The 25,075-nt window shown below is 51.0% G+C and carries 21 protein-coding genes and 1 tRNA gene; 18 read left to right on the top strand and 4 right to left on the bottom strand.

What is annotated here, in order from left to right; translation table 11 throughout:
- Window positions 1-20: 20 nt before the first annotated feature.
- The 15 genes from cutA to OGW17_RS02895 all read left to right on the top strand — a co-directional run bounded on the left by cutA (window position 21) and on the right by OGW17_RS02895 (window position 14,605).
- Entirely contained in the window at window positions 21-368 is a 348-nt protein-coding gene (gene cutA / locus OGW17_RS02825) for a divalent cation tolerance protein CutA (protein WP_012134473.1), read from the top strand.
- Complete coding sequence (locus OGW17_RS02830; RefSeq protein ID WP_114647565.1) at window positions 344-2,053, top strand: protein-disulfide reductase DsbD; 1,710 nt, start codon at window positions 344-346, stop codon at window positions 2,051-2,053. The genes cutA and OGW17_RS02830 overlap by 25 nt, the downstream gene beginning before the upstream one ends.
- Window positions 2,054-2,089: 36 nt before the next feature.
- Window positions 2,090-2,665 carry a transcriptional regulator gene (locus OGW17_RS02835; RefSeq protein WP_024130805.1) on the top strand — a complete coding sequence of 192 codons (576 nt, stop codon included), beginning with the start codon at window positions 2,090-2,092 and terminating at the stop codon, window positions 2,663-2,665.
- 115 nt (window positions 2,666-2,780) lie between these two features.
- Window positions 2,781-2,856 (top strand) — tRNA-Phe (locus OGW17_RS02840).
- Between the two features lie 516 nt (window positions 2,857-3,372).
- The gene (locus tag OGW17_RS02845) at window positions 3,373-3,747 is read left to right on the top strand and encodes a CDI toxin immunity protein (protein WP_071257308.1); all 375 of its coding nucleotides are present in this window, start codon (window positions 3,373-3,375) and stop codon (window positions 3,745-3,747) included.
- A 672-nt stretch (window positions 3,748-4,419) separates the two neighbouring features.
- On the top strand, window positions 4,420-5,022 hold the full coding sequence (locus OGW17_RS02850; protein WP_012134478.1) for a tyrosine-type DNA invertase: 603 nt from the start codon (window positions 4,420-4,422) through the stop codon (window positions 5,020-5,022).
- 404 nt (window positions 5,023-5,426) lie between these two features.
- Window positions 5,427-6,065 (top strand): tyrosine-type DNA invertase, encoded by a 639-nt coding sequence (locus tag OGW17_RS02855; RefSeq protein ID WP_012134479.1) that lies wholly within the window; start codon window positions 5,427-5,429, stop codon window positions 6,063-6,065.
- A 473-nt stretch (window positions 6,066-6,538) separates the two neighbouring features.
- Window positions 6,539-7,087 carry a type 1 fimbrial major subunit FimA gene (fimA, locus tag OGW17_RS02860; RefSeq protein ID WP_049008432.1) on the top strand — a complete coding sequence of 183 codons (549 nt, stop codon included), beginning with the start codon at window positions 6,539-6,541 and terminating at the stop codon, window positions 7,085-7,087.
- A gap of 72 nt (window positions 7,088-7,159) precedes the next feature.
- The gene (fimI, locus tag OGW17_RS02865) at window positions 7,160-7,699 is read left to right on the top strand and encodes a type 1 fimbrial minor subunit FimI (protein WP_012134482.1); all 540 of its coding nucleotides are present in this window, start codon (window positions 7,160-7,162) and stop codon (window positions 7,697-7,699) included.
- Window positions 7,700-7,755: 56 nt separating this feature from the next.
- On the top strand, window positions 7,756-8,460 hold the full coding sequence (locus tag OGW17_RS02870) for a fimbria/pilus periplasmic chaperone (protein WP_175479740.1): 705 nt from the start codon (window positions 7,756-7,758) through the stop codon (window positions 8,458-8,460).
- 82 nt (window positions 8,461-8,542) lie between these two features.
- Window positions 8,543-11,167, top strand: a complete 2,625-nt coding sequence (locus tag OGW17_RS02875; RefSeq protein WP_071257305.1) for a fimbrial biogenesis usher protein — start codon at window positions 8,543-8,545, stop codon at window positions 11,165-11,167.
- Between the two features lie 10 nt (window positions 11,168-11,177).
- Window positions 11,178-11,708: a type 1 fimbrial adaptor subunit FimF gene (gene fimF / locus OGW17_RS02880; RefSeq protein ID WP_049008429.1), complete on the top strand. Its 531-nt coding sequence runs from the start codon at window positions 11,178-11,180 to the stop codon at window positions 11,706-11,708.
- A gap of 12 nt (window positions 11,709-11,720) precedes the next feature.
- On the top strand, window positions 11,721-12,224 hold the full coding sequence (gene fimG, locus OGW17_RS02885; protein WP_012134486.1) for a type 1 fimbrial minor subunit FimG: 504 nt from the start codon (window positions 11,721-11,723) through the stop codon (window positions 12,222-12,224).
- A 16-nt stretch (window positions 12,225-12,240) separates the two neighbouring features.
- Window positions 12,241-13,143, top strand: coding sequence for a fimbrial protein (locus OGW17_RS02890; protein WP_286452139.1), 903 nt, complete (start codon window positions 12,241-12,243; stop codon window positions 13,141-13,143).
- 28 nt (window positions 13,144-13,171) lie between these two features.
- The gene (locus tag OGW17_RS02895) at window positions 13,172-14,605 is read left to right on the top strand and encodes an EAL domain-containing protein (protein WP_071257302.1); all 1,434 of its coding nucleotides are present in this window, start codon (window positions 13,172-13,174) and stop codon (window positions 14,603-14,605) included.
- Window positions 14,606-14,733: 128 nt separating this feature from the next.
- On the opposite strand, the gene OGW17_RS02900 is transcribed toward OGW17_RS02895, so the two are convergent.
- From OGW17_RS02900 to dcuC, 3 genes are all read right to left on the bottom strand, one after another.
- A complete protein-coding gene (locus tag OGW17_RS02900; RefSeq protein ID WP_080750339.1) occupies window positions 14,734-16,632 on the bottom strand; it encodes a methyl-accepting chemotaxis protein in 1,899 nt (632 codons plus the stop codon).
- A 356-nt stretch (window positions 16,633-16,988) separates the two neighbouring features.
- Window positions 16,989-18,683: an NAD-dependent malic enzyme gene (locus tag OGW17_RS02905; RefSeq protein WP_071257300.1), complete on the bottom strand. Its 1,695-nt coding sequence runs from the start codon at window positions 18,681-18,683 to the stop codon at window positions 16,989-16,991.
- Window positions 18,684-18,709: 26 nt separating this feature from the next.
- Window positions 18,710-20,077 (bottom strand): C4-dicarboxylate transporter DcuC, encoded by a 1,368-nt coding sequence (gene dcuC, locus OGW17_RS02910; RefSeq protein ID WP_047459531.1) that lies wholly within the window; start codon window positions 20,075-20,077, stop codon window positions 18,710-18,712.
- Window positions 20,078-20,424: 347 nt separating this feature from the next.
- Between dcuC and OGW17_RS02915 the strand changes: the two genes are divergently transcribed.
- On the top strand, window positions 20,425-21,318 hold the full coding sequence (locus OGW17_RS02915) for a MurR/RpiR family transcriptional regulator (RefSeq protein ID WP_049010346.1): 894 nt from the start codon (window positions 20,425-20,427) through the stop codon (window positions 21,316-21,318).
- 37 nt (window positions 21,319-21,355) lie between these two features.
- Here OGW17_RS02915 and OGW17_RS02920 read toward each other — a convergent pair whose 3' ends face one another.
- On the bottom strand, window positions 21,356-22,726 hold the full coding sequence (locus OGW17_RS02920; RefSeq protein WP_012134493.1) for a class-II fumarase/aspartase family protein: 1,371 nt from the start codon (window positions 22,724-22,726) through the stop codon (window positions 21,356-21,358).
- A gap of 414 nt (window positions 22,727-23,140) precedes the next feature.
- Here OGW17_RS02920 and OGW17_RS02925 point away from each other — a divergent pair, with 414 nt between their 5' ends.
- Both OGW17_RS02925 and OGW17_RS02930 read left to right on the top strand, forming a co-directional pair.
- Window positions 23,141-24,178, top strand: a complete 1,038-nt coding sequence (locus OGW17_RS02925) for a porin (protein WP_071257297.1) — start codon at window positions 23,141-23,143, stop codon at window positions 24,176-24,178.
- Window positions 24,179-24,188: 10 nt separating this feature from the next.
- Window positions 24,189-24,965 (top strand): SGNH/GDSL hydrolase family protein, encoded by a 777-nt coding sequence (locus OGW17_RS02930; RefSeq protein WP_071257294.1) that lies wholly within the window; start codon window positions 24,189-24,191, stop codon window positions 24,963-24,965.
- The last annotated feature ends 110 nt before the right edge of the window (window positions 24,966-25,075 follow it).

Raw genomic sequence — 25,075 nt, forward strand, 5'->3', positions numbered from 1 at the left:
TCTGTTCTTTCGAGGTGTTTATGCTTGATGATAATAGTCAGGATATCTCCATCCCCGAGGCCGTCGTGGTGCTCTGTACCGCGCCGGATGAAGCAACAGCCCAGGATCTGGCCGCTAAGGTGCTGGCGGAAAAACTGGCCGCCTGCGCCACGTTACTGCCGGGCGCGACATCCTTGTATTACTGGGAGGGCAAACTGGAGCAGGAATACGAAGTGCAGATGATTTTAAAAACCACCGTTTCGCACCAGCAAGCGCTTCTTGAATGCCTGAAGTCTCACCACCCGTATCAAACGCCTGAACTTCTGGTTTTACCCGTCACTCACGGAGACACTGATTACCTCTCATGGCTCAACGCATCTTTACGCTGATCCTGCTGCTGTGTAGCACATCCGCCTTCGCCGGATTATTTGACGCACCAGGTCGCTCGCAGTTTGTCCCTGCTGACCAGGCTTTTTCCTTTGATTTTCAGCAGAATCAACATGACCTGAACCTCTCCTGGCAGGTGAAAGACGGCTACTATCTTTACCGCAAACAGATAAGCATCACCCCCTCTCAGGCCGAAATGGCCGAAATCCAGCTCCCGGCGGGCGTCTGGCATGAAGATGAGTTTTATGGCAAAAGCGAAATCTACCGCAAGCGCTTAAACATTCCGCTCATCGTTAACCAGGCCGCATCCGGCGCGACGTTAACCGTGACGTATCAGGGCTGTGCTGACGCAGGCTTCTGCTATCCACCGGAAACCAAAACCGTGCCGTTAAGCGAAGTGAGCGCCAGCACGGTGGCTAAATCCACGCCGTCGCCGGTCGCAGCGCAAACGGAAGAGACGCCGCAACCTGCCGCCCGGCTGCCTTTCTCCGCGCTGTGGGCATTGCTGATTGGCATCGGGATCGCCTTTACGCCCTGCGTCCTGCCGATGTATCCGCTGATTTCCGGCATTGTGCTCGGCGGTAAACAACGCCTCTCAACCGGACGCGCGCTGCTGCTGACCTTTATCTACGTACAGGGTATGGCGCTTACCTACACCGCGCTGGGGCTGGTTGTGGCCGCTGCCGGGCTACAGTTCCAGGCGGCGCTCCAGCACCCTTATGTGCTAATCGGCCTTGCGCTGGTCTTCACGCTGCTGGCGCTGTCAATGTTCGGACTGTTCACGCTACAGCTGCCTTCTTCACTGCAAACTCGCCTCACGTTGATGAGTAACCGTCAGCAGGGCGGCTCTCCTGGCGGCGTATTTGTCATGGGTGCGATTGCCGGGCTTATCTGCTCGCCATGCACCACCGCGCCGCTGAGCGCCATTTTGCTGTACATCGCCCAGAGCGGGAACATGTGGCTTGGCGGTGGAACGCTGTATCTCTACGCGCTGGGCATGGGGCTGCCGCTGATTCTGGTCACCGTGTTTGGCAACCGTCTGCTACCGAAAAGCGGCCCGTGGATGGAACACGTCAAAACCGCTTTTGGCTTTGTGATCCTCGCGCTGCCGGTCTTTTTGCTGGAACGGGTAATCGGCGACGAGTGGGGGCTGCGTCTGTGGTCGCTGCTGGGCGTCGCCTTCTTCGGCTGGGCGTTTATTACCAGCCTGCACGCCAGACGCGGCGGGATGCGCATTGTGCAAATCATCCTGCTGGCGGCGGCGCTGGTCAGCGTACGCCCGTTACAGGACTGGGCGTTTGGCGCAACAACCGTCCAGACGCAGGCGCACCTGAACTTCAAGCCGATTACGACAGTCGATGCGTTAAATCAGGCGCTGGCAGAAGCAAAAGGAAAGCCGGTAATGCTGGATCTCTACGCCGACTGGTGCGTCGCCTGTAAAGAGTTTGAGAAGTACACCTTCAGCGATCCGCAGGTTCAGCAGACGCTGGGCGACACCGTGCTGCTACAGGCTAATGTCACCGCTAACAATGCGCAGGATGTCGCCTTACTCAGACACCTGAATGTACTGGGTTTACCGACAATCCTGTTTTTTGATGCGCAAGGCCATGAGCACCCGAATGCACGAGTGACGGGCTTTATGGATGCGACGACCTTTAGCGCACATTTGCGCGATCGCCAACCGTGAGCGACACTTTCTGTGGGAAAGACGGAGGAGAATACCGTGCAACGTGAAGATGTCCTGGGAGAAGCCCTGAAATTACTTGAGGTTCAAGGGATAGCAAACACCACGCTTGAAATGGTGGCAGAACGCATTGATTATCCGCTTGATGAGTTACAGCGCTTCTGGCCCGATAAAGAGGCTATTCTGTACGACGCCCTGCGTTATCTGAGTCAACAGGTAGACATCTGGCGTCGCCAGCTTTTGCTTGATGAAACCCTTACCGCAGAACAAAAACTGCTGGCGCGCTATAACGCGCTTTCGGAGTGCGTGAGCAACAATCGCTACCCCGGTTGTCTGTTCATTGCTGCCTGTACGTTTTATCCCGATCCTGCCCACCCTATTCACCAACTGGCCGATCAGCAAAAACGGGCGGCGCATGACTTCACCCACGAATTGCTGACAACGCTCGAAATTGACGACCCGGCGATGGTGGCGAAACAGATGGAACTGGTGCTGGAAGGTTGCCTCAGCCGAATGCTGGTCAATCGCAGCCAGGCTGATGTGGATACCGCTCACCGTCTGGCGGAGGATATACTGCGCTTTGCCCGCTGCCGTCAGGGCGGCGCGTTGACGTAATTAGAGCCAATTTTGCGCTTTTTGCGTGAAAAGCAGGCAGTCAGCTGTCTTTTGTCATTTTTTTCATGGAAAGCCGTTGACGCCTGCGCCCCTTTACGGTTTAATGCGCCCCGTTGCCCGGATAGCTCAGTCGGTAGAGCAGGGGATTGAAAATCCCCGTGTCCTTGGTTCGATTCCGAGTCCGGGCACCACCATTTAAAGAAACCAGCCTACGGGCTGGTTTTTTTGCTTTCTGGCGTTCCGGTAGATTTCTGGTCATTGCAGGACATTGCTTGCTGGATTTCTCGCCATTTTCTTAGATGTTCGTTGCATTTAAAGACATATATACCCTCTGACAAGCCTATCTCTTACTTCCAGCTACGGTCTTTCTACGGTCAGCTACGGTTCTTTTCATTTCTAACTGTTCATAATGATGCAAAAGCACGGGGGAAACGGGGGAATCTGACAACATACGCCCTCCACTAGTCATATGGGGATCTTCACAAGTCCGTCCACCCGCAACATACACTTCTTTCCCTTTCACTTCTTACCATTACCAGAATCCCCCACCATAAAATGATTTATCAGTAGTAATACTACTTGAGCTGAACGTATTGCATTATTAAACCTGAGTGTCCGCTCTGAGCGAGGAGCGGAAGTTCATAATTCCTTTAGACAATCCTCCAGGGAGGTTATGATAAAAATATACAGCCACAAAGGGAGTGGACATGACATTGTTTGAGGAATGTAAGGAGTTGCTCAAGGCAGATTTTGATGTTGTGGAAGGGGATGATTTGAGTATGGTAATGGATATTTTTCATCAATATCCATGGCATAGCGGTAATCTCATATGGTCAGAAATGGATTTCAGCGATTATGAACTCACTCATGATATGTTTAATGGGAGCGGCTTAGGCAATGAAACTGTATTTGTCATAGCGGATGATGCCGATGTGCCCGTGTTCAGAACCCATCTACAACTCATTGTCGATAATATCTACGATGTCATCGCCATATCACCTAACCTATTTATTTTTAACGATAAGATAATGATTACGCCTTTATTCCCTCATAATTTTATACGGTTGGGTCTGCGAAAGTGATGAGCAGAAATACTGACCTGCTCCCCGTTGATCAACTCAGACTGTTGTTAGCAACGTCTCCTCCTGGCACAGAGCTGCCTGTCAGATTAGATTAAACTCTGTATTGTGACAAAGCCAGATCAAGTCTGAGCTAATACATATGAAGAGTGTATACAGGCTTCGCACCGCAGCAAACCGTTCTGACTTAATGGTAGATATCACAGCGAGAAAGATTGAAAGACATATACAAACTAAAGAAAACCTGCACCCCCGGTAAAAATGAACTGTGTGAAAGAGTGGAATAGCCCCTTGAAATAACAATACACCGCACACGCCGAAAAAATCAGTCCATTGAGAATAATATATTTATGTAGAATCTTATGTGGTTCATTCACCTTATCTTTTCGCCATTCAATTATCCTTAAGTTAAATTTATCATATTACTATATGATAACTACAGCGATAGTCCCGTCATTACGGATATGTAATTCATCTACGAGATCAAAAAACAAATTAGTTCTGCATATGACTAATTATTCATTTGTGACTCTACATAAATTTAAGAACATATCATTATTTTTAACTACACCTGGTTATTTCCTGAAGAAAAAGCTATTATTCGGCAGATTTTAATCCATTAGAAGAGAGTCAGGTATAAGCGGAATGTCGGCAAAATAAAGGATAACAGGTGATATGAAAAATAATAATGGACTAGAGAAACGCAGGTTTATGACACAAAATGAAATCAATTTAATTCTTAATGCTGTTAGTACAGGAACCTATGCAGTGCGTAATCGCTGTCTGGTTTTGCTGTGTTTTATTCATGGGTTAAGGGCAAGCGAAATATGTCGTCTGCGTATCTCAGATATTGACCTTAAGGATAAATGTATACATATTTACCGATTAAAAAAAGGATTCTCAACTACCCATCCCTTACTTGAAGAGGAAATTCGTTCGATAAAGTCCTGGCTGAAAATTCGCCTTACAAGCCAACATTCAGAAACTGAATGGTTATTTTTATCACGTAAAGGCAATCCCCTTTCAAGACAGCAGTTTTATCAGATAATCGCCAGAGCCGGGAAGAAAGCAAAACTTGCAATTTGTGCCCACCCGCATATGCTTCGCCATTCCTGTGGATTTGCTCTGGCAAATATGGGGATAGATACCCGCTTGATTCAGGATTACCTTGGCCATCGTAATATTCGTCATACTGTCTGGTATACTGCCAGTAACGCTGGGCGTTTTTATGGCATCTGGAATAAAACAAAAAACAGAGATGTCTGTAGCAGACTGTAAGGAAAGAAAAATATAGACAGTAAATAAGTCTGAATAAAGCTATGTGCCATGGATGGCACTGTAATAGTCGCATTAGCTGTATGGTTATCTATTTTATGTTTCTACACTATATCCTGTGTTATTTTTTCTGGCCAGTATAATTGACACCTCTGACATGGTCTGAATAGTTATTCCCCCGCTGAATACGTTTTTCCCCTCTGAGAATATACGGAATAGTCTTCTTGTGATGTCTGATGAAATCTTTAGAATGAAGTCGCCCACTGACATGGGGCTTTGTGAGCTTCATAGAATAAAATGGGATAGTGGTCAATATGTGCAATTAATAATACATCCCTAGCTTTAGCTATCAGTTATTCGTATCACTGGAGCTGACTCTTTATCATTCTGATACCAGGAGAAATATTATGAACCGACGCCGTTTTCTTACTGCCAGAGAAGTTCAGGCCATGATGAAAGCCGTACGTCATGGCCAGACAGGAGAGCGAGATTATTGCCTTATCCTACTGGCCTTTCGTCATGGAATGCGTATAAGTGAACTACTGAACCTGCATTACCGGGATTTTGATCTTTATGAAGGTCGGATCAACATCCGCCGACTGAAAAATGGTTTTTCTACTATTCATCCCCTCATGCCGGACGAGTGTGAAGCCATTGAATGCTGGAGCCGGGTTCGTGCGAGTTGGAAGGGAGCGCAGAAAATAAACGCGGTGTTTATTTCCCGTAAAGGCTCACAACTTTCCCGCCAGCAGGCATACCGTATAATACGTTCTGCTGGCCAAAAGGCCGGAACCAGCACCACCACACATCCGCATATGCTGCGACATGCATGTGGTTATGAACTTGCTGAAAGAGGTACAGATACACGTCTAATCCAGGATTACCTTGGTCACCGAAATATTCGCCACACCGTACGTTATACAGCCAGTAATGCCGCCCGGTTTGCAGGATTATGGGAAAGGGTAAATCCGCTAGAGGAAAAGCTACTAAAACAGAAGATCAAAAATGATGAACTATATAGTTCATTGATAACTAAGGAAAAATAAGACATTGAACAAGTCAATTGGGACCAAACTGTCTATATCGTAGAGGAATTTTGTAATTTTCTGCAACCTGTAAGTCCATTTTTTTTGCGAAAAAAAAATATCCAACTGATTTAAAATTGTTTTTTTACTCACATTTTTTTACGTTTCATACATCCTCACCTTTTTTCCGCACCTTTTCTCCGCACGTCGAGTTCTGCTTTCCACTTGTCTTGTTGATATAACTCACGAACACCTCAGATATATTCATCTATAGAAAACCAAAAAATAAGAATTAAATTCCAGAACAACGCATAAAAAAACGAAATTAAGAAATTTATTGCGACGAGTCAAAATGGTCCCAATTGACTCATCAGTTGGGTAAAAACTGCGCAAGATCGGCAGTCGAACTATTCGGCTTAAACCTGAAATGCCAGGAAGGTACAACGACTGCCAGTTTCGGTTCGTAATATCGACATTGTTTAAAGGAAAACCGCATGAAAATCAAAACACTGGCAATCGTTGTTCTGTCAGCACTGTCCCTGAGCTCCACAGCAGCCCTGGCCGACACCACCACGGTAAACGGCGGCACCGTGCATTTTAAAGGGGAAATCGTTAACGCCGCTTGTGCAGTTGATGCCGGTTCTATCGATCAGACAGTTCAGTTAGGCCAGGTTCGCTCCGCCAAACTCGCTGCTGAAGGCAACACCAGCTCCGCTGTGGGTTTCAACATTCAACTGGATGATTGCGACACGACCGTTGCGACCCAGGCTTCCGTTGCGTTCACAGGTACTGCTGTTGATGGCGCCAACCCTACCGTTCTGGCGCTACAGGGTTCCGCATCAGGCGGCGCGACTAACGTCGGCGTACAGATCCTCGACAAAACTGGCACCGCTCTGGAGCTGGATGGCGCGACCTTCAGCAGCGCTACCACGCTGAATGACGGCACTAACATCATTCCTTTCCAGGCTCGTTACTACGCAACTGGCGCAGCAACTGCCGGTACTGCGAACGCAGACGCAACCTTCAAAGTGCAATACCAGTAATTCAAACGTCTGACAGGGAAGCATTCCGGGCCAGGATGGCCCGTTATCCATAACAGGACAGGGGTGATAACGATGCAAGGAGTGAAATCAGGTCTGCTGATATTTCTGTTTCCGTCGCTGGCACTGGCTGGCAATCACTGGAACGTGACGTTGCCCGGGGGAAACATGCGTTTCCAGGGGGTCATTATTGCCGAATCCTGCCGCGTTGAAGCAGGAGATCAACAGATGACGGTCAATATGGGGCAGATCAGCAGTAATCGGTTTCATTCGTCAGGGGAAGATGCCAACCCCGTGCCATTCGATATTCATCTACAGGATTGCAGCACTGCCGTGAGTCAGCGCGTAGGCGTGTCATTTCGCGGAGTTGCCGACGGCAAAAACCCGGAGGTGCTTTCAGTTGGCGAAGGGCCGGGAATAGCAACCGGCGTAGGCATCGCTTTATTTGATAAAGACAATCAATTGATTCCACTCAACAGCCCGCCGGGCGCCTGGACGCAGTTGTATAGCGGCCCCACCACGCTTCATTTCGTGGCGAAGTATCGGGCGACCGGGAAGCAGGTCACCGGGGGAGCCGCCAATGCTCAAATCTGGTTCTCTCTGACCTATCAGTAATTAGCCAGCAGGCATGCCGGAAACAGGAAACAACGGTGAGTACGAAAGGGGAAAATGTGAAAAAAACACTGGAGATGACACGCGGCTTACTGGCGGGCTTTTTGATGCTCGCCGCAAGCGGTTTTTCCATCAGCGCTGAAGCAGGCGTGGCGCTGGGCGCAACCCGGGTTATCTATCCGGCTGGACAAAAACAGGTTCAGCTGGCGGTGACCAATAACGACAATAACAGTACCTATCTGATTCAGTCATGGGTTGAAAACGCCGATGGCGGCAAAGATGGTCGTTTTGTCATCACCCCTCCGCTGTTTGCGATGCAAGGTAAGAAAGAGAATACCTTGCGCATTATTGATGCCACGAACAACCAGTTACCGCAGGACCGGGAAAGCCTGTTCTGGGTAAACGTAAAAGCCATTCCTTCGATGGATAAATCAAAGCTCAGCGATAACACCTTACAACTGGCGATTATCAGCCGCATCAAACTCTACTACCGCCCAACGAAACTGGCTCTGCCACCGGATCAGGCGGCGGAAAAACTGACCTTTAACCGTAACGGTTCATCGCTGACGCTCAACAACCCGACGCCGTATTACCTGACGGTGACCGAACTCAATGCCGGTACGCGCGTGCTGGAAAATGCGCTGGTGCCGCCAATGGGTAAAACCTCGGTCAAGTTGCCACCTGATGCCGGTAGCAACATTACCTACCGGACGATTAATGACTATGGCGCACTGACCCCGCAAATGAAGGGCGTTCTGCGTTAACACAGGGGCCGTCCACCAACAGGACTCCCCCGCACATTACAATTAAGAACTGACAGCCGGGCGACTTCGGACCGGAGGGACTATGTCACATCTCAAATACGGACTGGACCGTTTGGGTTCCCAACGCGCCCGGCGCAAAGCATTCTCTATTTTTGTCCTTGCGCAGATACCATTGGCGCTTTGCCTCGCGGGTTTCGCGCGGGCAGATCTCTATTTTAACCCCCGTTTCCTGGCCGACGATCCCTCGGCCGTTGCGGATCTCTCTGGATTTGAAAACGGGCAAGAGGTGCCGCCTGGCGCCTATCGCGTGGATATCTATCTGAACGATGGCTTTATAACTACCCGCGACGTCACGTTTAACGCTGGCGCAAACGGTCATCGACTGGAACCGTGCCTGACCCGTAGCCAGCTCGCTGGCATGGGGGTCAGCACGTCGGCCATCACCGGTATGGATACGCTGGCGTCCGACGCCTGCGTACCGTTGACGGAAATAGTCAAAGATGCCACCACCCGCTTCGATGTCAGCCAACAGCGCCTGTACCTGAGTGTCCCGCAGGCTTTCATGGGCAATCGCGCGCGCGGTTATATTCCACCGGAACTCTGGGATGACGGGATTAACGCCGGTTTGCTGAACTATAACTTTACCGGCAACAACGTACATAACGATGCCAGCGACAGCAGCAATTACGCGTATTTAAACCTGCAAAGCGGCCTCAACCTTGGCGCCTGGCGTCTGCGTGATAACACCATCTGGAGCTACAGCAGTGGCGGTAACGCGTCCAGTAATGAGAATAAGTGGCAGCATGTGAACAGCTGGCTGGAGCGCGATATTACCCCCCTGCGCGCCCGCCTGACGCTTGGCGACAGCTACACCAACGGCGATATCTTCGACGGGATTAACTTCCGTGGCGCCCAGTTAGCCTCTGACGACAATATGCTGCCGGATAGCCAGAAAGGCTTTGCGCCGGTCATCCACGGCATTGCGCGCGGCACGGCGCAGGTCTCTATCAAACAAAACGGCTATGAAATCTACCAGAGCACGGTGCCGCCGGGCCCCTTCACAATTAACGATCTCTACGCCGCAGGCAACGGCGGCGATCTCCAGGTCACCATCAAAGAGGCCGATGGCACCAGCCAGGTCTTCAGCGTGCCGTGGTCTACGGTGCCAATGTTACAGCGTGAAGGGCACACCCGTTATGCAGTGACCGCTGGTGAATACCGCAGCGGCAACGACCAGCAGGAAAAACCAAAGTTCTTCCAGAGCACCCTCCTGCACGGGCTCCCGGCAGGCTGGACGCTGTATGGCGGCACCCAACTGGCCGACAACTATCGCGCCTTCAATTTAGGGGTCGGTAAGAACATGGGCGAGTTCGGCGCGGTTTCGCTGGATGCAACTCAGGCCAACGCCACCCTGCCTGACGACAGCTCTCACCAGGGGCAATCGATACGCTTCCTTTATAACAAGTCGCTCTATGAGACCGGCACCAACGTCCAACTGGTGGGATACCGTTATTCCACCCAGGGCTATTACAGCTTTGCCGACACCACTTACCGCAGGATGAGTGGCTATGATGTTGAAACCCAGGATGGCGTGATTCAGGTCAAACCCAAATTCACCGACTACTACAACCTTGCTTATAACAAGCGGGGCAAGGTTCAGATGAGCATAACGCAGCAGTTGGGACGCACTGCCACACTGTATGTGAATGGCAGCCGTCAAACTTACTGGTCAACCAACAAGGCCGACGAACAGCTACAGCTGGGGTTAAATGCCGCCGTTGACGATATCAACTGGACGCTGAGCTACAGCCTGACCAAAAACGCCTGGCAACAGGGCCGCGACCAGATGTTAGCGTTCAACGTCAATATTCCGTTCAGCCACTGGCTGCGTTCCGACAGCAAATCCGTCTGGCGGCACGCAAGCGCCAGCTACAGCATGTCGCACGACCTGGATGGCCGGATGACTAACCTGGCCGGTCTTTACGGCACGCTGCTGGAAGACAATAACCTGAGCTACAGCATGCAAACCGGTTATGCCAGCGGTGGCGAAGGCAACAATGGCGGAACCGGCTACGCGGCGATGAACTATCGCGGCGGCTACGGCAACGCTAACGTGGGCTACAGCCACAGCGATGGATTTAAACAGCTGTACTACGGGATGAGCGGCGGTGTACTCGCCCATGCCAACGGCATCACCTTAAGCCAGCCATTAAATGACACGGTAGTGCTGATTAAAGCGCCTGGCGCCGGAGACGTGAAAGTCGAGAACCAGACCGGCGTACGTACCGACTGGCGCGGTTATGCCGTCATGCCGTACGCCACTGAGTACAGGGAAAACCGCGTCGCGCTGGATACCAACACCCTGGCGGATAACGTCGATCTCGATGATGCGGTGGTCAGCGTCGTGCCGACCCACGGCGCCATCGTCCGCGCCGAATTTAAAGCCCACGTCGGGGTAAAAATCCTGATGACGCTGACGCACAACGGCAAACCCGTGCCATTCGGCGCTATGGTCACTTCCGGCGATAACCAGAGCGGCAGCATCGTGGCAGATAACGGCCAGGTCTACCTGAGCGGCATGCCGCTGGCGGGAAGCGTTCAGGTGAAATGGGGCGAAGGCCCGGGGGCTAACTGCATGGCCCGGTATCGCCTGCCGGAAGAGAGCCAGAAACATGTGCTGAGCCAGCTCTTTGCAGAGTGCCGTTAAGGAAGGAATGATGATGAAAAAACCACTGTATTTCCTCGGCGCTGTGCTGACGCTGGCCTGCGTCAATGTCTTCGCCGCCGACAGCACGATTACGATTAGCGGCTACGTCCGCGACAATGCCTGCGCTGTCGCGGGAGAGTCAAAAGATTTTACCGTTGACCTGATGAATAACGCTGCCAAACAGTTTAATGCGGTGGGGGCGACAACCCCGCTCGTCCCATTCCGTATTGTCCTCTCTCCCTGCGGTAACTCGGTTACGGCAGTCAAAGTCGGCTTTACCGGCACGGAGGATGGCAGCAACACCAGCCTATTGAAGATCGATAGCGGTGCCTCGGCAGCCGCAGGCATGGGCGTGCAGATCCTCAATAACCAACAGACGATGCTGCCACTCAACGCCGCGTCATCATCCATCGCGTGGACCACGCTCACGCCTGGGCAGACCAACATCCTCAACTTTTATGCACGCCTGATGGCTACGCAGATTCCGGTCACCGCCGGGCACGTCAATGCCACAGCAACATTCACGCTTGAATTTCAGTAACCGGAGGCTGAGATGAAACGCAACTATGTAGGGTGGCTTCTGGCAAGCGTACTGACAGCGGCTTCTTCAGGGCTTCAGGCCGCTGATATCACGATTACCGTCAACGGGAAGGTGGTGGCGAAGCCGTGCACGGTGTCTACCACCAATGCCGCCGTTGACCTCGGCGACCTGTATACCTTCAGCCTGGTAACCGCAGGTTCGGCTTCCGCCTGGCACAGTACCGCGCTGGAACTCACTAACTGTCCGATCGGCACCTCCCGGGTCATCGCAACCTTTAGCGGAACCGCAGACAGCACCGGTTATTACAAAAACCAGGGGACCGCCGGCAATATTCAGCTCGAATTGCAGGATGACGCAGGCACCACGTTAAACAATGGCGCCACGAAATCCGTTCAGGTGGATGACTCAACGCAGTCCACCCGCTTTCCGTTACAGGTCAGAGCGTTAACGGTCAACGGCGGTGCCACCCAGGGAACTATTCAGGCGGTGATTAGCGTCACCTATACCTACGCCTGAGTCAGGAGAGTTTGTCATGAAAAAAATCATCGCGCTATTCACCACGCTGCTGCTGATGGGTTGGTCGCTGGATGCTGCGGCATTCACCTGTAAAGTCAATGATACCGGGCAGACCATGACCTCAGGGTCAGCGAATGTCTATGTAAACCTGACGCCATCTGTTGGAGTGGGTCAAAACCTGGTCGTAGATTTATCCTCTTCAGTTTCCTGTAAAAACGACTCCTCCGGCGGCTCTATCATTGACTACATCAATTTAACCAGCGGTTCCGCCTTCGGTGGCGCGCTTGCGGCGTTTACGGGGAGCGTTTACTGGGCGGGGAATACGTATCCTTTGCCGATGAACGGTAATTCATCCGTCTATACCATCACTCATACGGATTATCGCGGATTGCCGCTGCGCATGTATATGACCGCGACCGGAGCAGCGGGAGGCGTCGTCATCAACTCTGGCGAACTCATCGCGCAATTGAATATGCATAAAGTGGCCAGCGACGGAAACCCGAATAATTTCATCTGGAATATTTACGCCAACAATAATGTTGTTGTCCCTACTGGGGGATGCGACGTATCAGCGCGTGATGTCACCGTGACGCTTCCAGACTATCCCGGCTCAATGGCCGTGCCGGTCACTGTCCACTGTGCGCAAAACCAGAACCTCGGCTATTACCTTTCAGGTACGACCGTCGATGCCGCCAACTCTATCTTCAGCAACACCGCGTCCTCCTCAGCGGCGCAGGGTATCGGCGTTCAGATGACCCGATACGGTAGTGTTGTTCCCGCTAACAACACCGTAGCACTGGGCACGGTCGGCACATCGCCGGTAAATCTTGGCTTAACCGCGACCTACGCGCGCACCAGCGGCCAGGTCACGGCGGGCAACGTCCAGTCGATCATCGGGGTGACATTTGTTTACCAGTAACCCTCCCTCCCCGCTGGAGAAAACAAGGGTGGACTATATCCTGTCTCCCTGTTCAATGGCGGCGGAAGGACTCGCCAGAATGATGACCTGCGGTCAACGGCGACCGGTGCTGCTGCAACACCAGACGCAGGAGCGCCTTTCGCTACAGCTAACATCCGAGGTCGGAAGGATTGTCGTTTTTCTCCCTGACGATCCTTACTGGCTGCTGTTTATTCTTAAGGAAGCCGCCTTCCTGCTTGCTGAGGCAGAAACACCGCTGCCCATGCTGATCCTTAGCCGTAGTCCATCCGCCTGGCTATGGCAAACGCTGCTCTACCATGTTCCTGATAAACGGCAACTTACCGCCGTCCGGGCGGTCGCCTCCGACCTTCCTGGGGAACAACTGGCAGCGCTGCTACAGGGTGACTTCCTGCAATACCCGAAACTCCAGCAATTGTCCTTTTTAGACGCGCAGATACAGGGCAAACCGGCAGCGGGGTTAAGTAAAACGGAATTGAGCGCCACCCTCTCTCTTCTGTACGGGTACAGCATCAACACACAGGCGAAGATCCGCGGTGTGAGCCAGAAAACACTTTATAATCAAAGAACGTCAGGACTAAAAAAGATGGTGGCGTCTCACCCGCATCTGATTACCCGCTTTCCTGGAAGCCAGAGCAAGACTCACAACAAGCAGCTCATCGCCGCGCTATCTCCCTTTGAGCGCGAATTTATCCATGCCATTCATAGTCAACAGGTATTCCCGGTATTTCAACCCATAACCGACGGCCACCTGCGGTTGCAGGGGGTTGAAATCCTTTCCCGCTGGAGAAGAGGCGACAACGTATTGCTTCCCGGCGAATTTCTGCCGCAGATCCACGCCGAATACGCCTGGCTTCTGCTCACGGCCTTTGTGCTACAAATAGCAATCCAGAACATTAACCAACACCAGGGTAAGTTCTGGTTCTCAATAAATATTCCACCCTGCATCGCCAACCACGAAAACCTGCTGCGGATGATGGAAACGGCGCGCCAGCAGCTACAGCAGCCGCAATGGTCGGGTAGATTAGTGCTGGAATTTGCAGAAACGGTCGATCTGCATCAGCAAGGAAGAACAGCAGAAAATATGGACAAAATCCAACGGCAAGGCTTTCGCATCTTCCTCGATGACTGCTTTTCACACAGCAGCGTAATGTTTCCCGTCAGGACAATCCGCTTTAGCGGCTACAAGCTGGATATGAGTATCGTGAATGATTTTCAACGCGATCCACATGCACTGGCGCTGATAAAGAGTCTGCTCTATTACTGCCAGTTGACGCAGAGCCGCTGTATTGCCGAAGGCGTCGATAGTCTGGAGAAATTCAATCAGTTGAAAGCGCTGGGAGTTGACCGCTTTCAGGGCTATCTTTTCTCGCCGCCCATCACTCACGATCGTCTGCCGGAGATAATCCAGCAATTTTTACCGAAACATCCCGCACCTCGCTGAACGTACGCTGCGCCTTACTGGTTTCATAGAGCGCCGCATGACAGGGGATAACTTTTCTGAGACCGACGTGTTCCACGGTCCGGCGAAGGGCTAACCCCATCATGCTGCGCGTTTCGTTATACCGCTTTTCAGAGTTTGAAGCTGCCGACCACTTTTTCAAGCATCTCGGTTTGCGATTCCATTGACTGGGCCGCTGCGGCAACCTCTTCTACCAGCGCCGCATTCTGCTGGGTCGCGCTATCAAGCTGAGTAATGGCGATATTAATCTGCTCAATTCCGCGACTTTGCTCATCGCTTGAGGAACTGATCTCAGAGATTAAAACGCTCACGTCTTCAACCTTCTCCATTAAGCCGTCCATTGTCGTACCCGCCTGGCGAACCAGACCGCTACCTTGCTCAATACTGCTGACCGATTCTTCAATGAGCTTCTTAATTTCCTGCGCGGACTGGGCGCTTCGCTGCGCAAGAGAACGCACCTCACCGGCAACGACGGCAAAACCACGGCCATTCTCACCGGCCCGCGCCGCTTCAACCGCCGCGTTCAGCGCCAGAATATTGGTCTGGAACGCGATGCCATCAATTACGCTGATGATTTCCACCACTTTTGAGGATGAATCATTGATGTTGCTCATTGTGGCAACCACGTCATTGACCACTGAAGCTCCCGCCTTCGCCGCGTCGGAAGCCTGTGTCGCCAGCCTGTTCGCCTGCAACGCATTCTCCGCATTTTGCCGTACGGTGCTGGTGAGTTGCTCCATCGACGCCGCCGTTTCAACAATGGAAGCGGACTGTTCTTCCGTACGGGAGGAGAGATCCAGGTTGCCTCCGGCGATCTGCCGCGAAGCGGAAGAAATTGCCGAGGAGCTGTGCCCAACCTGCTGCATCAAATCCTGAAGGAACGCGATGAATTTATTAAAGTTATTGATGATGGCATTAAATTCCGGGCTTTTGCTTTCCACAAGCCGTTGCGTGAGATCGGCGCCGCCGCCGGATAGCGCCTCTATGTTCCTGTTCAGCAGCGTCACATTCCTGAAAATGTTGCGCACAATCAGCATCAGGACAAGAACAATGATAAGGCCGATCACCGTCTGTACGAGCGTGAGTGTTGTCAGTATCGCATTAGACTGGCGCACCAGGTTGCTGCTGGGCGTATCAATCACCAGATACCACGGGCTGCCTTCTATCGACAAAACAAACAGCGAATGGGCGCCGTCTTCGCCGTCATAGCCGCCCTCATATTCCGCTTTTTGCCCCTGGCTCAGCAGATTGAGCAGCGGTAAAGCTGACGGAATATTCAAATCGCGCACATTCATCAATGCGGTATTGCCTTGAGTCGGCGCGCCGTTCCCAACAATTTTGCCATCAGACTCAACAATTAATACGGTTCCCTCGACCGCCTTCCCCATCTCTTTTGCCAGTTGGTTAAAAAAGCCCAACGTCACATCGATAGTGGCGACACCCCAGGCCTTTCCCTCTTTCCAGATTGTCATCGCGCAGTTGGTTCTCGGCTGCGGGCTGGCCGAATCCTGGTAGGCTTTGGCCCATGCACACTCACCTTTTGGCGCAGCCATACCGTCTTTATACCACGGCTGTTCCCAGTATTTTTCTGACTCCGGCTGGTTCCAGACCGTATTAAGCTGGAGCACGCCACCGGCATCGCGCGCATAAAAAGTGCTGAATTTGTCGCGGCCCGGCTCGCGCAGCCCGGGTAATGGCCAGATGCCGCCGCCAAAAACGTTCAGATCGCCATACTGGTTCACAAACAGCGGCAAGAGCGCGTCAATTTGATCGCTCTGAAGCCCGGAAACCAGTTCGGTGATCGTGCGCTGCTGCGCTTTAACGCGGTTCATTTGCTCTTTTATCGCGTCACTTTGCAGCTCGACCGTGGCTCTTATATTTCTGGTTTCCGTTGCAATAATCTGCGGAGAGACAAATTGTTTGATAACAACAAACGTAACCAACAGTAATATAACAAAAAAACTTATAAGCAGGAGTGTCACTCGGGCTTGAGTTGTTTTCCACATCATGGGGTAGGGTCTCGATCGGTTTGGATAAGTGTTATAACGACATTTATCCGCAATTCTTTACTTATTTCGATCGCTCTGAATAAGGTTTTCCCCACATAAAATAAAAACAGCATTTTAATTAACCGTCGTCCATCTGACCTTGTATAAGGCCGCACATCCGCTTTCAAAAATAATTAAATACATATCATGAAGTTGCACAATCCGCGCAATGCATCGCAGGCTAATGAAGTTTTATTTTTCAACTTATGATGTCAGTTTTATTCCTTACCTTTATTTTTTATCGCCTTGTATTTTTTATTAATACGCCCGGCCCCGCTCCGGCGCGACTGCCGAAGCGGGGCATTCATAGCCAAAAACTAGATAGCACGGCGTTTATAAGGACGATAGTGCGGTAGCCAAAAATGCGCCGTAATGCGCTGTGTTAGCACAGCATCATCCAGCGCATCCGCTACGCCAGACAGCTGCGCCGCCTTCCCCACTTCAAAGGCAATACGGCGGGTTACGTCGCATATCATGTTGATTTCCGGCAGCAATCCTCCGCCATGATGACGCACCGAAGGCGAGGCGTCGGCAAGCGCGCGGCTCGCCGCCATCAGCATCGTTTCCGTGATCCTCCTGGCGCCGCTGGCAATCGCGCCAAGACCAATGGCAGGAAAGATATACACGTTATTACACTGCGATACCGGTATCGTACGTCCGGCAAAATCTACCGGCTCACAAGGGCTTCCCGTTGCGATAATCGCCTGTCCATCAGTCCAGCGGACAAGGTCCTGCGGCCGGGCCTCCATTCTGGAGGTCGGGTTAGACAACGGCATAATAATCGGGCGTTCGCAGTGGCGATACATCGTACGCACCACCTCTTCAGTGAACAGCCCCGCCTGCCCTGAAACGCCCAACATCACGCCAGGTTTCGCGTTATGAATGACCTCCAGCAAGGACGGCGTCGCGCCAGCGTATGCCCATCCAGATAGCATTTCAGGAGGCTGCGCCAGCGGAACCTGAAAATCAGCCAGCGACGAGGCGGTGGTCATCACCAGGCCGTCGCGATCCACCATGAAAATCGTTTTGCTGGCCTCTGCGGCGTCCATACCTTCGGCCACCCGGCAGGCGATGATATGGCGGGCAATGCCGCAACCCGCCGCCCCTGCGCCAACGATGACCATCGTCTGCTGATTAAAATCACGCTGGCTGGCGCGGCAGGCCGCTAAAATTGTCGCCAGCGCGACCGACGCCGTTCCCTGAATATCATCATTAAAACAGCACAGCTCATCACGATAACGATGCAGCAAAGGAACCGCAGTATGCTGGGCAAAGTCCTCAAATTGCAGCAATACATCCGGCCAGCGACGTTTCACCGCAGCGATGAACATACCGATAAACGCAAAGTAGTCTTCACCGGTGATGCGCGGATGCCGCCAGCCCATATAGCGGGGATCGTCTAATAATCGCGGATTGTTTGTCCCGACATCCAGCATAACGGGCAACGTATGCGCCGGATTTACCCCGCCGCAAACGGTATACAGCGACAGTTTGCCAATCGGTATCCCCATTCCCCCAACGCCCTGATCGCCCAGTCCCAGAATGCGTTCCCCGTCCGTCACCACAATCACTTTGATATCGTGTCTCGGGATATCATGCAGAATATCGTCAATTCGTTCGCGATCGGGCCACGAAATAAAGACCCCTCTGGCGCGACGATAAATCCCGGAAAACTTTTCACAGGCCGCGCCAACAACCGGGGTATAAACAATCGGCAGCATTTCCGGGAGATGTTTTTTCAGCAGGTAATAAAATAGCGTCTCATTCGTATCCTGGATATTACGCAAATAAATATGCCGCGCGTTATCAGACTCCGCCTCCAGATATTGTTGGTAAGCGCGTTCCGCTTGCTCATCAATATTTTCGATAGCGCAGGGCAGCAATCCATTAAGATTAAAATCATTCCGCTCTTGCTGAGTAAAACTGCTCCCCTTATTCAATAACGGCGATTCCAGTAACAGTTTCCCCGTAAACGGGACGTATAAAACATCGTGTGTCACGTTGCTGTCCATGAGTTAAATCCGGTAATAAGAAAGCGTTAAATCAGCACATAGTTGGCAATCAACATCGCGGCAATCCCCGCCAGCGCCGGGAGCAGCGTTCTTCTGACGATCATAAACGGTGAGCATTCGCCCGCTTTGCTCACGGCGATAATGATGCCTGCAACCGGAGAAATAGAGCGCCCCATTCCCGCCATCAGTTGCATAGGCAGAATCATATTGACCGCGCTTTCACCAAACTTCGCCGCGATAGAGGGCGCCAGCCCGGAAAAGGAGAAGAATGCCGCCACGCCAGAACCGGTTAATACCGCAGTAACGCCTACCAGCGCCGTCATCACCAGCGTCATACTGGTAAAGCCCAGACCAGCGCTTTGTACAGACTGAAGGAGATAGTCCACTGCGCCGATTTTCTGTAGCCCCTGGGCATAGATATCCGCACAGACCAGTAAAGAAACGATACTGGTAAACATGCTTCCCATTCCTTTGAAAAATACCTGCAACCCTTTGCAACAGGCGCGGAAATCACGCGTGGTGAACAGCTCGAAGAAAAAAGCGACCACCGCCCCGAGGATCATCGCCGTCACAACGTCAATTTTGATGGATGCGATCGCCAGCGGGCTGAAAACCAGAACCAGAATGACGGGCAATACAGGCAGCAGCGCATAAATGGCGGGCACTTTGCGTCCTTCCTCTTCCGCTTCGGCAACCTCTTCCGTCCCCGGAACAAACCCATCTTTTTTATCGAAATATTTGGCGGTAAAGAAAATCACCACCGCGACGGCCAGCATAACCACAACCGCCACCGGCATCTGATAGTGCGCAAAGTAAATCGCGCTTTCCATTCCGGCATGTTTGGCCGCAAGATTCGCCGTTCCAACCGCCGGGCCAAGATCCATAAACGCGCACAGGCCGATCATCGCGGCAGCGGACGCTTTACTGACGCCCAGCCGCACCAGAACGGGAAAGAACGTCACCAGTAATAACATCGCCAGCCCGGCAGCGCTGGAGATCGCCACATGCAGAAGCTGCGCGCAAATGTAGCCCAGCGCAAGAATAAGATAAGGCGCTTTAATGACCTGCAAGGGACGAATACACATATTCACCATCGCATTCGAGGCTTTGATGTGATCCATATAACTGGCGAATCCCCCCGCAGCCATAATAATTAAGCCGATACCCGCGATTTGCGTGGTCAAAGACTCTTTTGCAAAACTGAAGATATCCAGCCAGGTTGACCCGGTAGATTTTGCTTTACCATAAAGAATACTATTCTCTGGGTAAAACAGAACGGTAACTGTTAATAACGCCAGCCCCGCGAATAATAACACAGTTTGCGGCTGGTAATTTTTCACAATTAACCACGCGGCAATTACTGTTATCACTATTGCTATAATAAATGCAGTCATAACAACAATCCCTATACCATACAAATCAGAGATGTCAGCCTTATGCAAGCAGCGTTTTCACCAACAGCTAAAAACCTGCTCATACATATTGCCATGAGAATATGTCCGTCAGTTCACGGTATTAAATAATTGTACTGTCGATTTAATCGTAATAAACCACCGTGCTATAAAATATGGGAAAGGGCTTTTCCCATATTTTTTTGTGAGTAAGATCGCATCTTATCTACATGGGGCGCGATCCCGCAGAAAATAAGACGTTTTACTAAATTGCCAGCCACGGAATGATTGACGGCAGAGGTATCTTTTCATATAACAATCTCAATATAAAACGTCACCGGGTACTGCACATGTACAGAAAAAACACATTAAGTCTGGATGAGTATAATTCACTCACCCAAAATATTGGTGACCTGACCGAGTCTGAATGTCGGCTTAATGACTATATTAATAAACACTTCAGCGAATTACCTTATCATGGGATTGTCGATCTTTCCCAGAATGCCGCCGTGAGCAAAGCAACCATCGGGCGCTTTCTGAATAAAGTTGGTTTTACTGGCTATGCAGCTTTCAGAAGAGCGCTGGATACCACGCTGTCAAAAAACAAAATCGCCGCGCCTTTTGAGAAAAACAGTCGCCAGCGACCTAAAAACACCACCAAAACAGAACAGATTGTTGATACCTTTAATAATAAAGTCACTTCATTATTTAATGGTTTTAAACAGACTATCAGCATCGATAGCCTGAATAAATTCATCGAACTGGTACTCAACAGCCAGCGCCATATTTATGTGGTCGGCCCTTCCTCCTCCCACGCGATGGCGCTGCATTTTTGTACGTTGTTAAAGTACTTTCGCAGCAACATCACTCTTCTGCCTACCGACATCAGCGAGCTGCCCAAGTGCCTGATAAACATCGAACCAGATGATGTTCTGATCGTATTCTCCTACTATCGCTTTAACCGGGTCGCACTCAATATCGCGAAATGGTTCAGAAAGAAAAATGCGACCGTCGTGCTGATCACCAATTCTGATGCTAATCCTTACGGTAAATTCTGCGATCTTCAGTTTGTACTGCCAAGCGACGTGGAGTCCATTTTTCAAAGCCGAATTCTCGGTTTCTTTTTTATCGAACTGATTCTGCATCTGGCTTATGAGAAGAGTGACAATGAAGGCAACTTTGCCCAACTGGAAGAGTTGTTTCTCTTCTTTGAGACATTTTCCGCTTCTTCACATAATACCTGACCAGCAGAGTCGGGAGGGACGCTCCCGACATAAAGCGCTACGCAATATCGATAACTTTCATTTCATCAAACCGCGCGAGGGTCTCGGCAATCAGCGCATCGTTGCAACCAATATAAGACAACGGCTCGCAGGCATCGGCAATTTCTTCTGCGGATAACGACGCCCGAATTTCCGGGCTGGCGTGGACAATGTCGATAAGACTTTGCTCACCATTCGCCTGACTGAGCAGCGCTTTAACTAAATTATAAGCGGGTTCTCGCCCTATTTTGTTCGCCAGACTCATCGTAATCGATTCCGACATAATGAAAGATTTCGAGCAGTCAAAATTAGCGCGCATTCTGTCTTCATTCACAATAAGGTGGGAAAGCAGCTTTTTGGCCCGGCTAAGACTGACCGATAAGGCGTTCGACGCCTCGGGTAGAATCGTCCAGTTCAATACTCTCATCGACGCCGCGCGCACATCCTGCTGATCCAACATCGCAGGCGCGCCGGAGGCGTACATCCAGCCCATCCTCGCCAGCGTCTGAATCATATTGCTGGCGCGCGGATTAGCCTTGTGCGGCATGGTGCTGGAGCCCCCACCGCCCTCGCCTTCAAGCACTTCCGCGATGGGGGTGCGTCCCAGGGTTTCCACGTCATTCGCCAGGCGGCAGAGTGTACCGTGAATCAGCGCAAAGCATTGAACCACTTCAACAATTGCATCCTGGCTGGCATTGTTTATACCACAGGGAACGTTTAGCCCCAGCGCCCGCATCAACCGCTCACGCGTCGCCATTCCCTGAGAACCGACGGAGGCAAGATTCCCCACCGCGCCGCCAAACAGACCCGTAATCGCCCGGGGATAGAGCTGTTGCAGCCGGTTCAGATGCCGATTCACCTCCGCCAGATAGCCGGAGACATGCAGCCCCCAGGTCGTGGCGGAGGCATCAACCGAATTGGTGCGCGCAACCATAACGGTGCGGGCATGCTTTAAGGCCATGCCCTTCATCTCTTCCCCTACCTCAATCAGTTGCTGATATACCCGTTGCAGCGTCTGCTGTAATCGCATCGCCACGCCGGAGTCCAGAAGATCCTGGGTGGTGCATCCCCAGTGGAGATAGCGGCTAACCAACGGAGAGCCAGCAGCCGAAATCTGGTCGATCAAGGGCTTAATCGCCATGCCCACCGTTTGCGTTCCCTGGGCTAAGGCAGGCCAGTTTATCTCGATGTTCTGACATGCCTGCTCGATTTCAATCGCCGCCTGTTCAGGAATAATGCCCAGCTCGCTTTGCACGCGCGCTACCGTTGCTTCAAACGTCAACCAGCAGCGAAGCAGATTGTCGTCAGACCAGATTTCCCGCATCCGACTCTCGGTAAAGAGCGATGAATAGAGGTCAGAATCAAATACTGTTGTTTGCTTACCGTACATACTGCGACTCTCCGGCAATATAAAGCATCTTAATATAAAAGGTCGTGAATGAATCTTGCGGGATCGGCCAACTGATTAACAGGGGAAAATAAAATTCCCATTCATAAAATACGTCATGAGAATTTTGTTTTCCCTTTTTAACACCCGAAAAACACAAAAATGAGATAGCTATCACAATGAGTTGCCTTGTTAGTGCAACGCGTATTTCGCTTTGCTTTAACTTTTCGCAAATAATCACCATTAAATTTAGCAACACGATAAAACAGGACATCGTTATGCGCTAAAAATCACATTTTGTAATGAGAAAAAATAATTCCCATATCATGACTTTCCTTTTTTCCAGAACAATCCCCCCTGCGATAAACCGCTCACTCGAACAGACAAATAAGCTAACTATTGTTTTCTGGGGATGCTATGAAAATAAAAATTATTTCACTCATTCTACTGGCGGGGATGACAACCTCCTCATATGCGATGAGTATCTATAATAAAGATGGAAATACGCTGGATATTTATGGCCGTGTAGAAGGTAAAATTGCCAGCGGAGAAAACTCTTATGCCGGAAGCGAAACGCGAACGAATCTGGGTGGCCGTCTGGGGATTTACCTCACCCGGGATTTGGATTTTATCCCCGAGACAAAGATCGTGGGCCGTCTGGAATGGCAGGTGCGAACCGAAAAAAACGACAGCAATACCGGGGATAGCGATTTAAAAGCGCGCTACTCCTATATTGGTTTGTCCAATAAAACCTGGGGCGAACTGATTGTCGGCAGGACCAAAAACCCGTTGTATCAGGTCATGAAAATGACTGATAAATATAAAAACTTTACGCCGAATATTTACAGCTACGGCATCACCACCATTGATGACTCCTACCAGTTCAACCGCCAGGACGGCACCGTACAATGGAATGCTAAATTTGCAGGCAATGAGATACAGCTGGCGTGGGTCGCGGGCAATGGCAGCAGTAATGAAGCCCTGGATTATGGCGCAATGGCCAGTTACAGAAACACGCTCAGACTGGGGGATTTCAGACTCACACCGGCGATTGCCGCCAGCCGTTATAAACGCCAGGATGGCGTAAAAACCACCGATGGCCGGAATCAAAACGACCAGATCATGGCAGGCTTGCAGCTCAGCTATAAGAACGTTGAAGCCGCCGTCACCGCATTACGCACATCCATTGCGCGCGATAATAAAAACGACAATGACTTTAAAGGCATGGATTCATTACTGTCCTGGAAATACGGTAAATTTAAATTCCTTACCGGTTACAGTTTCCTGGATGAGAAAGATAAATCCGTCTATGAAAAAGAGGACTGGCGTGTCGAAACACAAATAACATTAGCCGATGATACCTGGTTATCATTTACTTACGATAAAGCCTTCGCCAATAAAAACCAAAAAGTCAATGATGACGCGCTCATCGTTGGACTCCGCTATGACTTCTGACAGGTGATTTATGAAAAGAATAATGCAGTTATCCCTTGCATCAACTTTTTTATTTGGCAGTTTATGTGTGCATGCTGATGCGCTATTAGCGCCCTCACCCTATGCAAAAATAGAGGGGGATAATAAAATTGTCGCGCTGTATGGCAACTCTTTTACGTTCTATAACAACAATATTAATACCCGGTTGCGAGATCTGACGCGCTCTTTACTGCCGAATCACGCGAAAGGGTATAAATATCGGGGGATCACCATCTCAAGCGGTCATTTAGGCTGGCAAATTCATAATCTCGCCTATCAGAATACATTGCAAAAATGGGACGTTGTCATCTTGCAAGGCAACTCCACGGAGACGATCTCACAGAAAGAGAGCACCCGGCAGAATTTCATCGAATCCGCGACAAAAATGGCGGATATGGCGCATCAGGCAGGTTCAAAAGTCGTGTACTTCATGACCTGGGCAAAGCGGGATCAACCAGAAGATATACAGAAACTTGCTGACGCCTATGTTTCCATTGCGCAGAAAACTGGCGGCTATGTCGCGCCGGTCGGCCTGGCTTTTGAAAAAGCGCGTAAATCACACCCGGAAATTAATCTTTATTACCACGATGGCGTACACCCTTCCATCGCAGGAACCTATTTAGCCGCCTGTGTGTTCTTTGCCACGCTGTATAACCAGTCGCCAGTGGGCGGAGCGCTGCCCGTAGACACGGATATGACCCCAGCCACCGCAAAAGCATTGCAGCAGATTGCGTGGGAAACCGTCAGCGAGTTTCAGAAATCATCATAGCCGGTTCGGTTGCCCGATGGCGCAAGCTTATCGGGCCTACAATCTCACCACACCGTAATACCGTAGGCCGGATAAGGCGAAGCCACCATCCGGCATTACCCGCACCACAC

It is taken from the genome of Citrobacter sp. CK181 (genome assembly GCF_030333595.1).
Classification (GTDB): Bacteria; Pseudomonadota; Gammaproteobacteria; order Enterobacterales; family Enterobacteriaceae; genus Citrobacter_B; species Citrobacter_B koseri.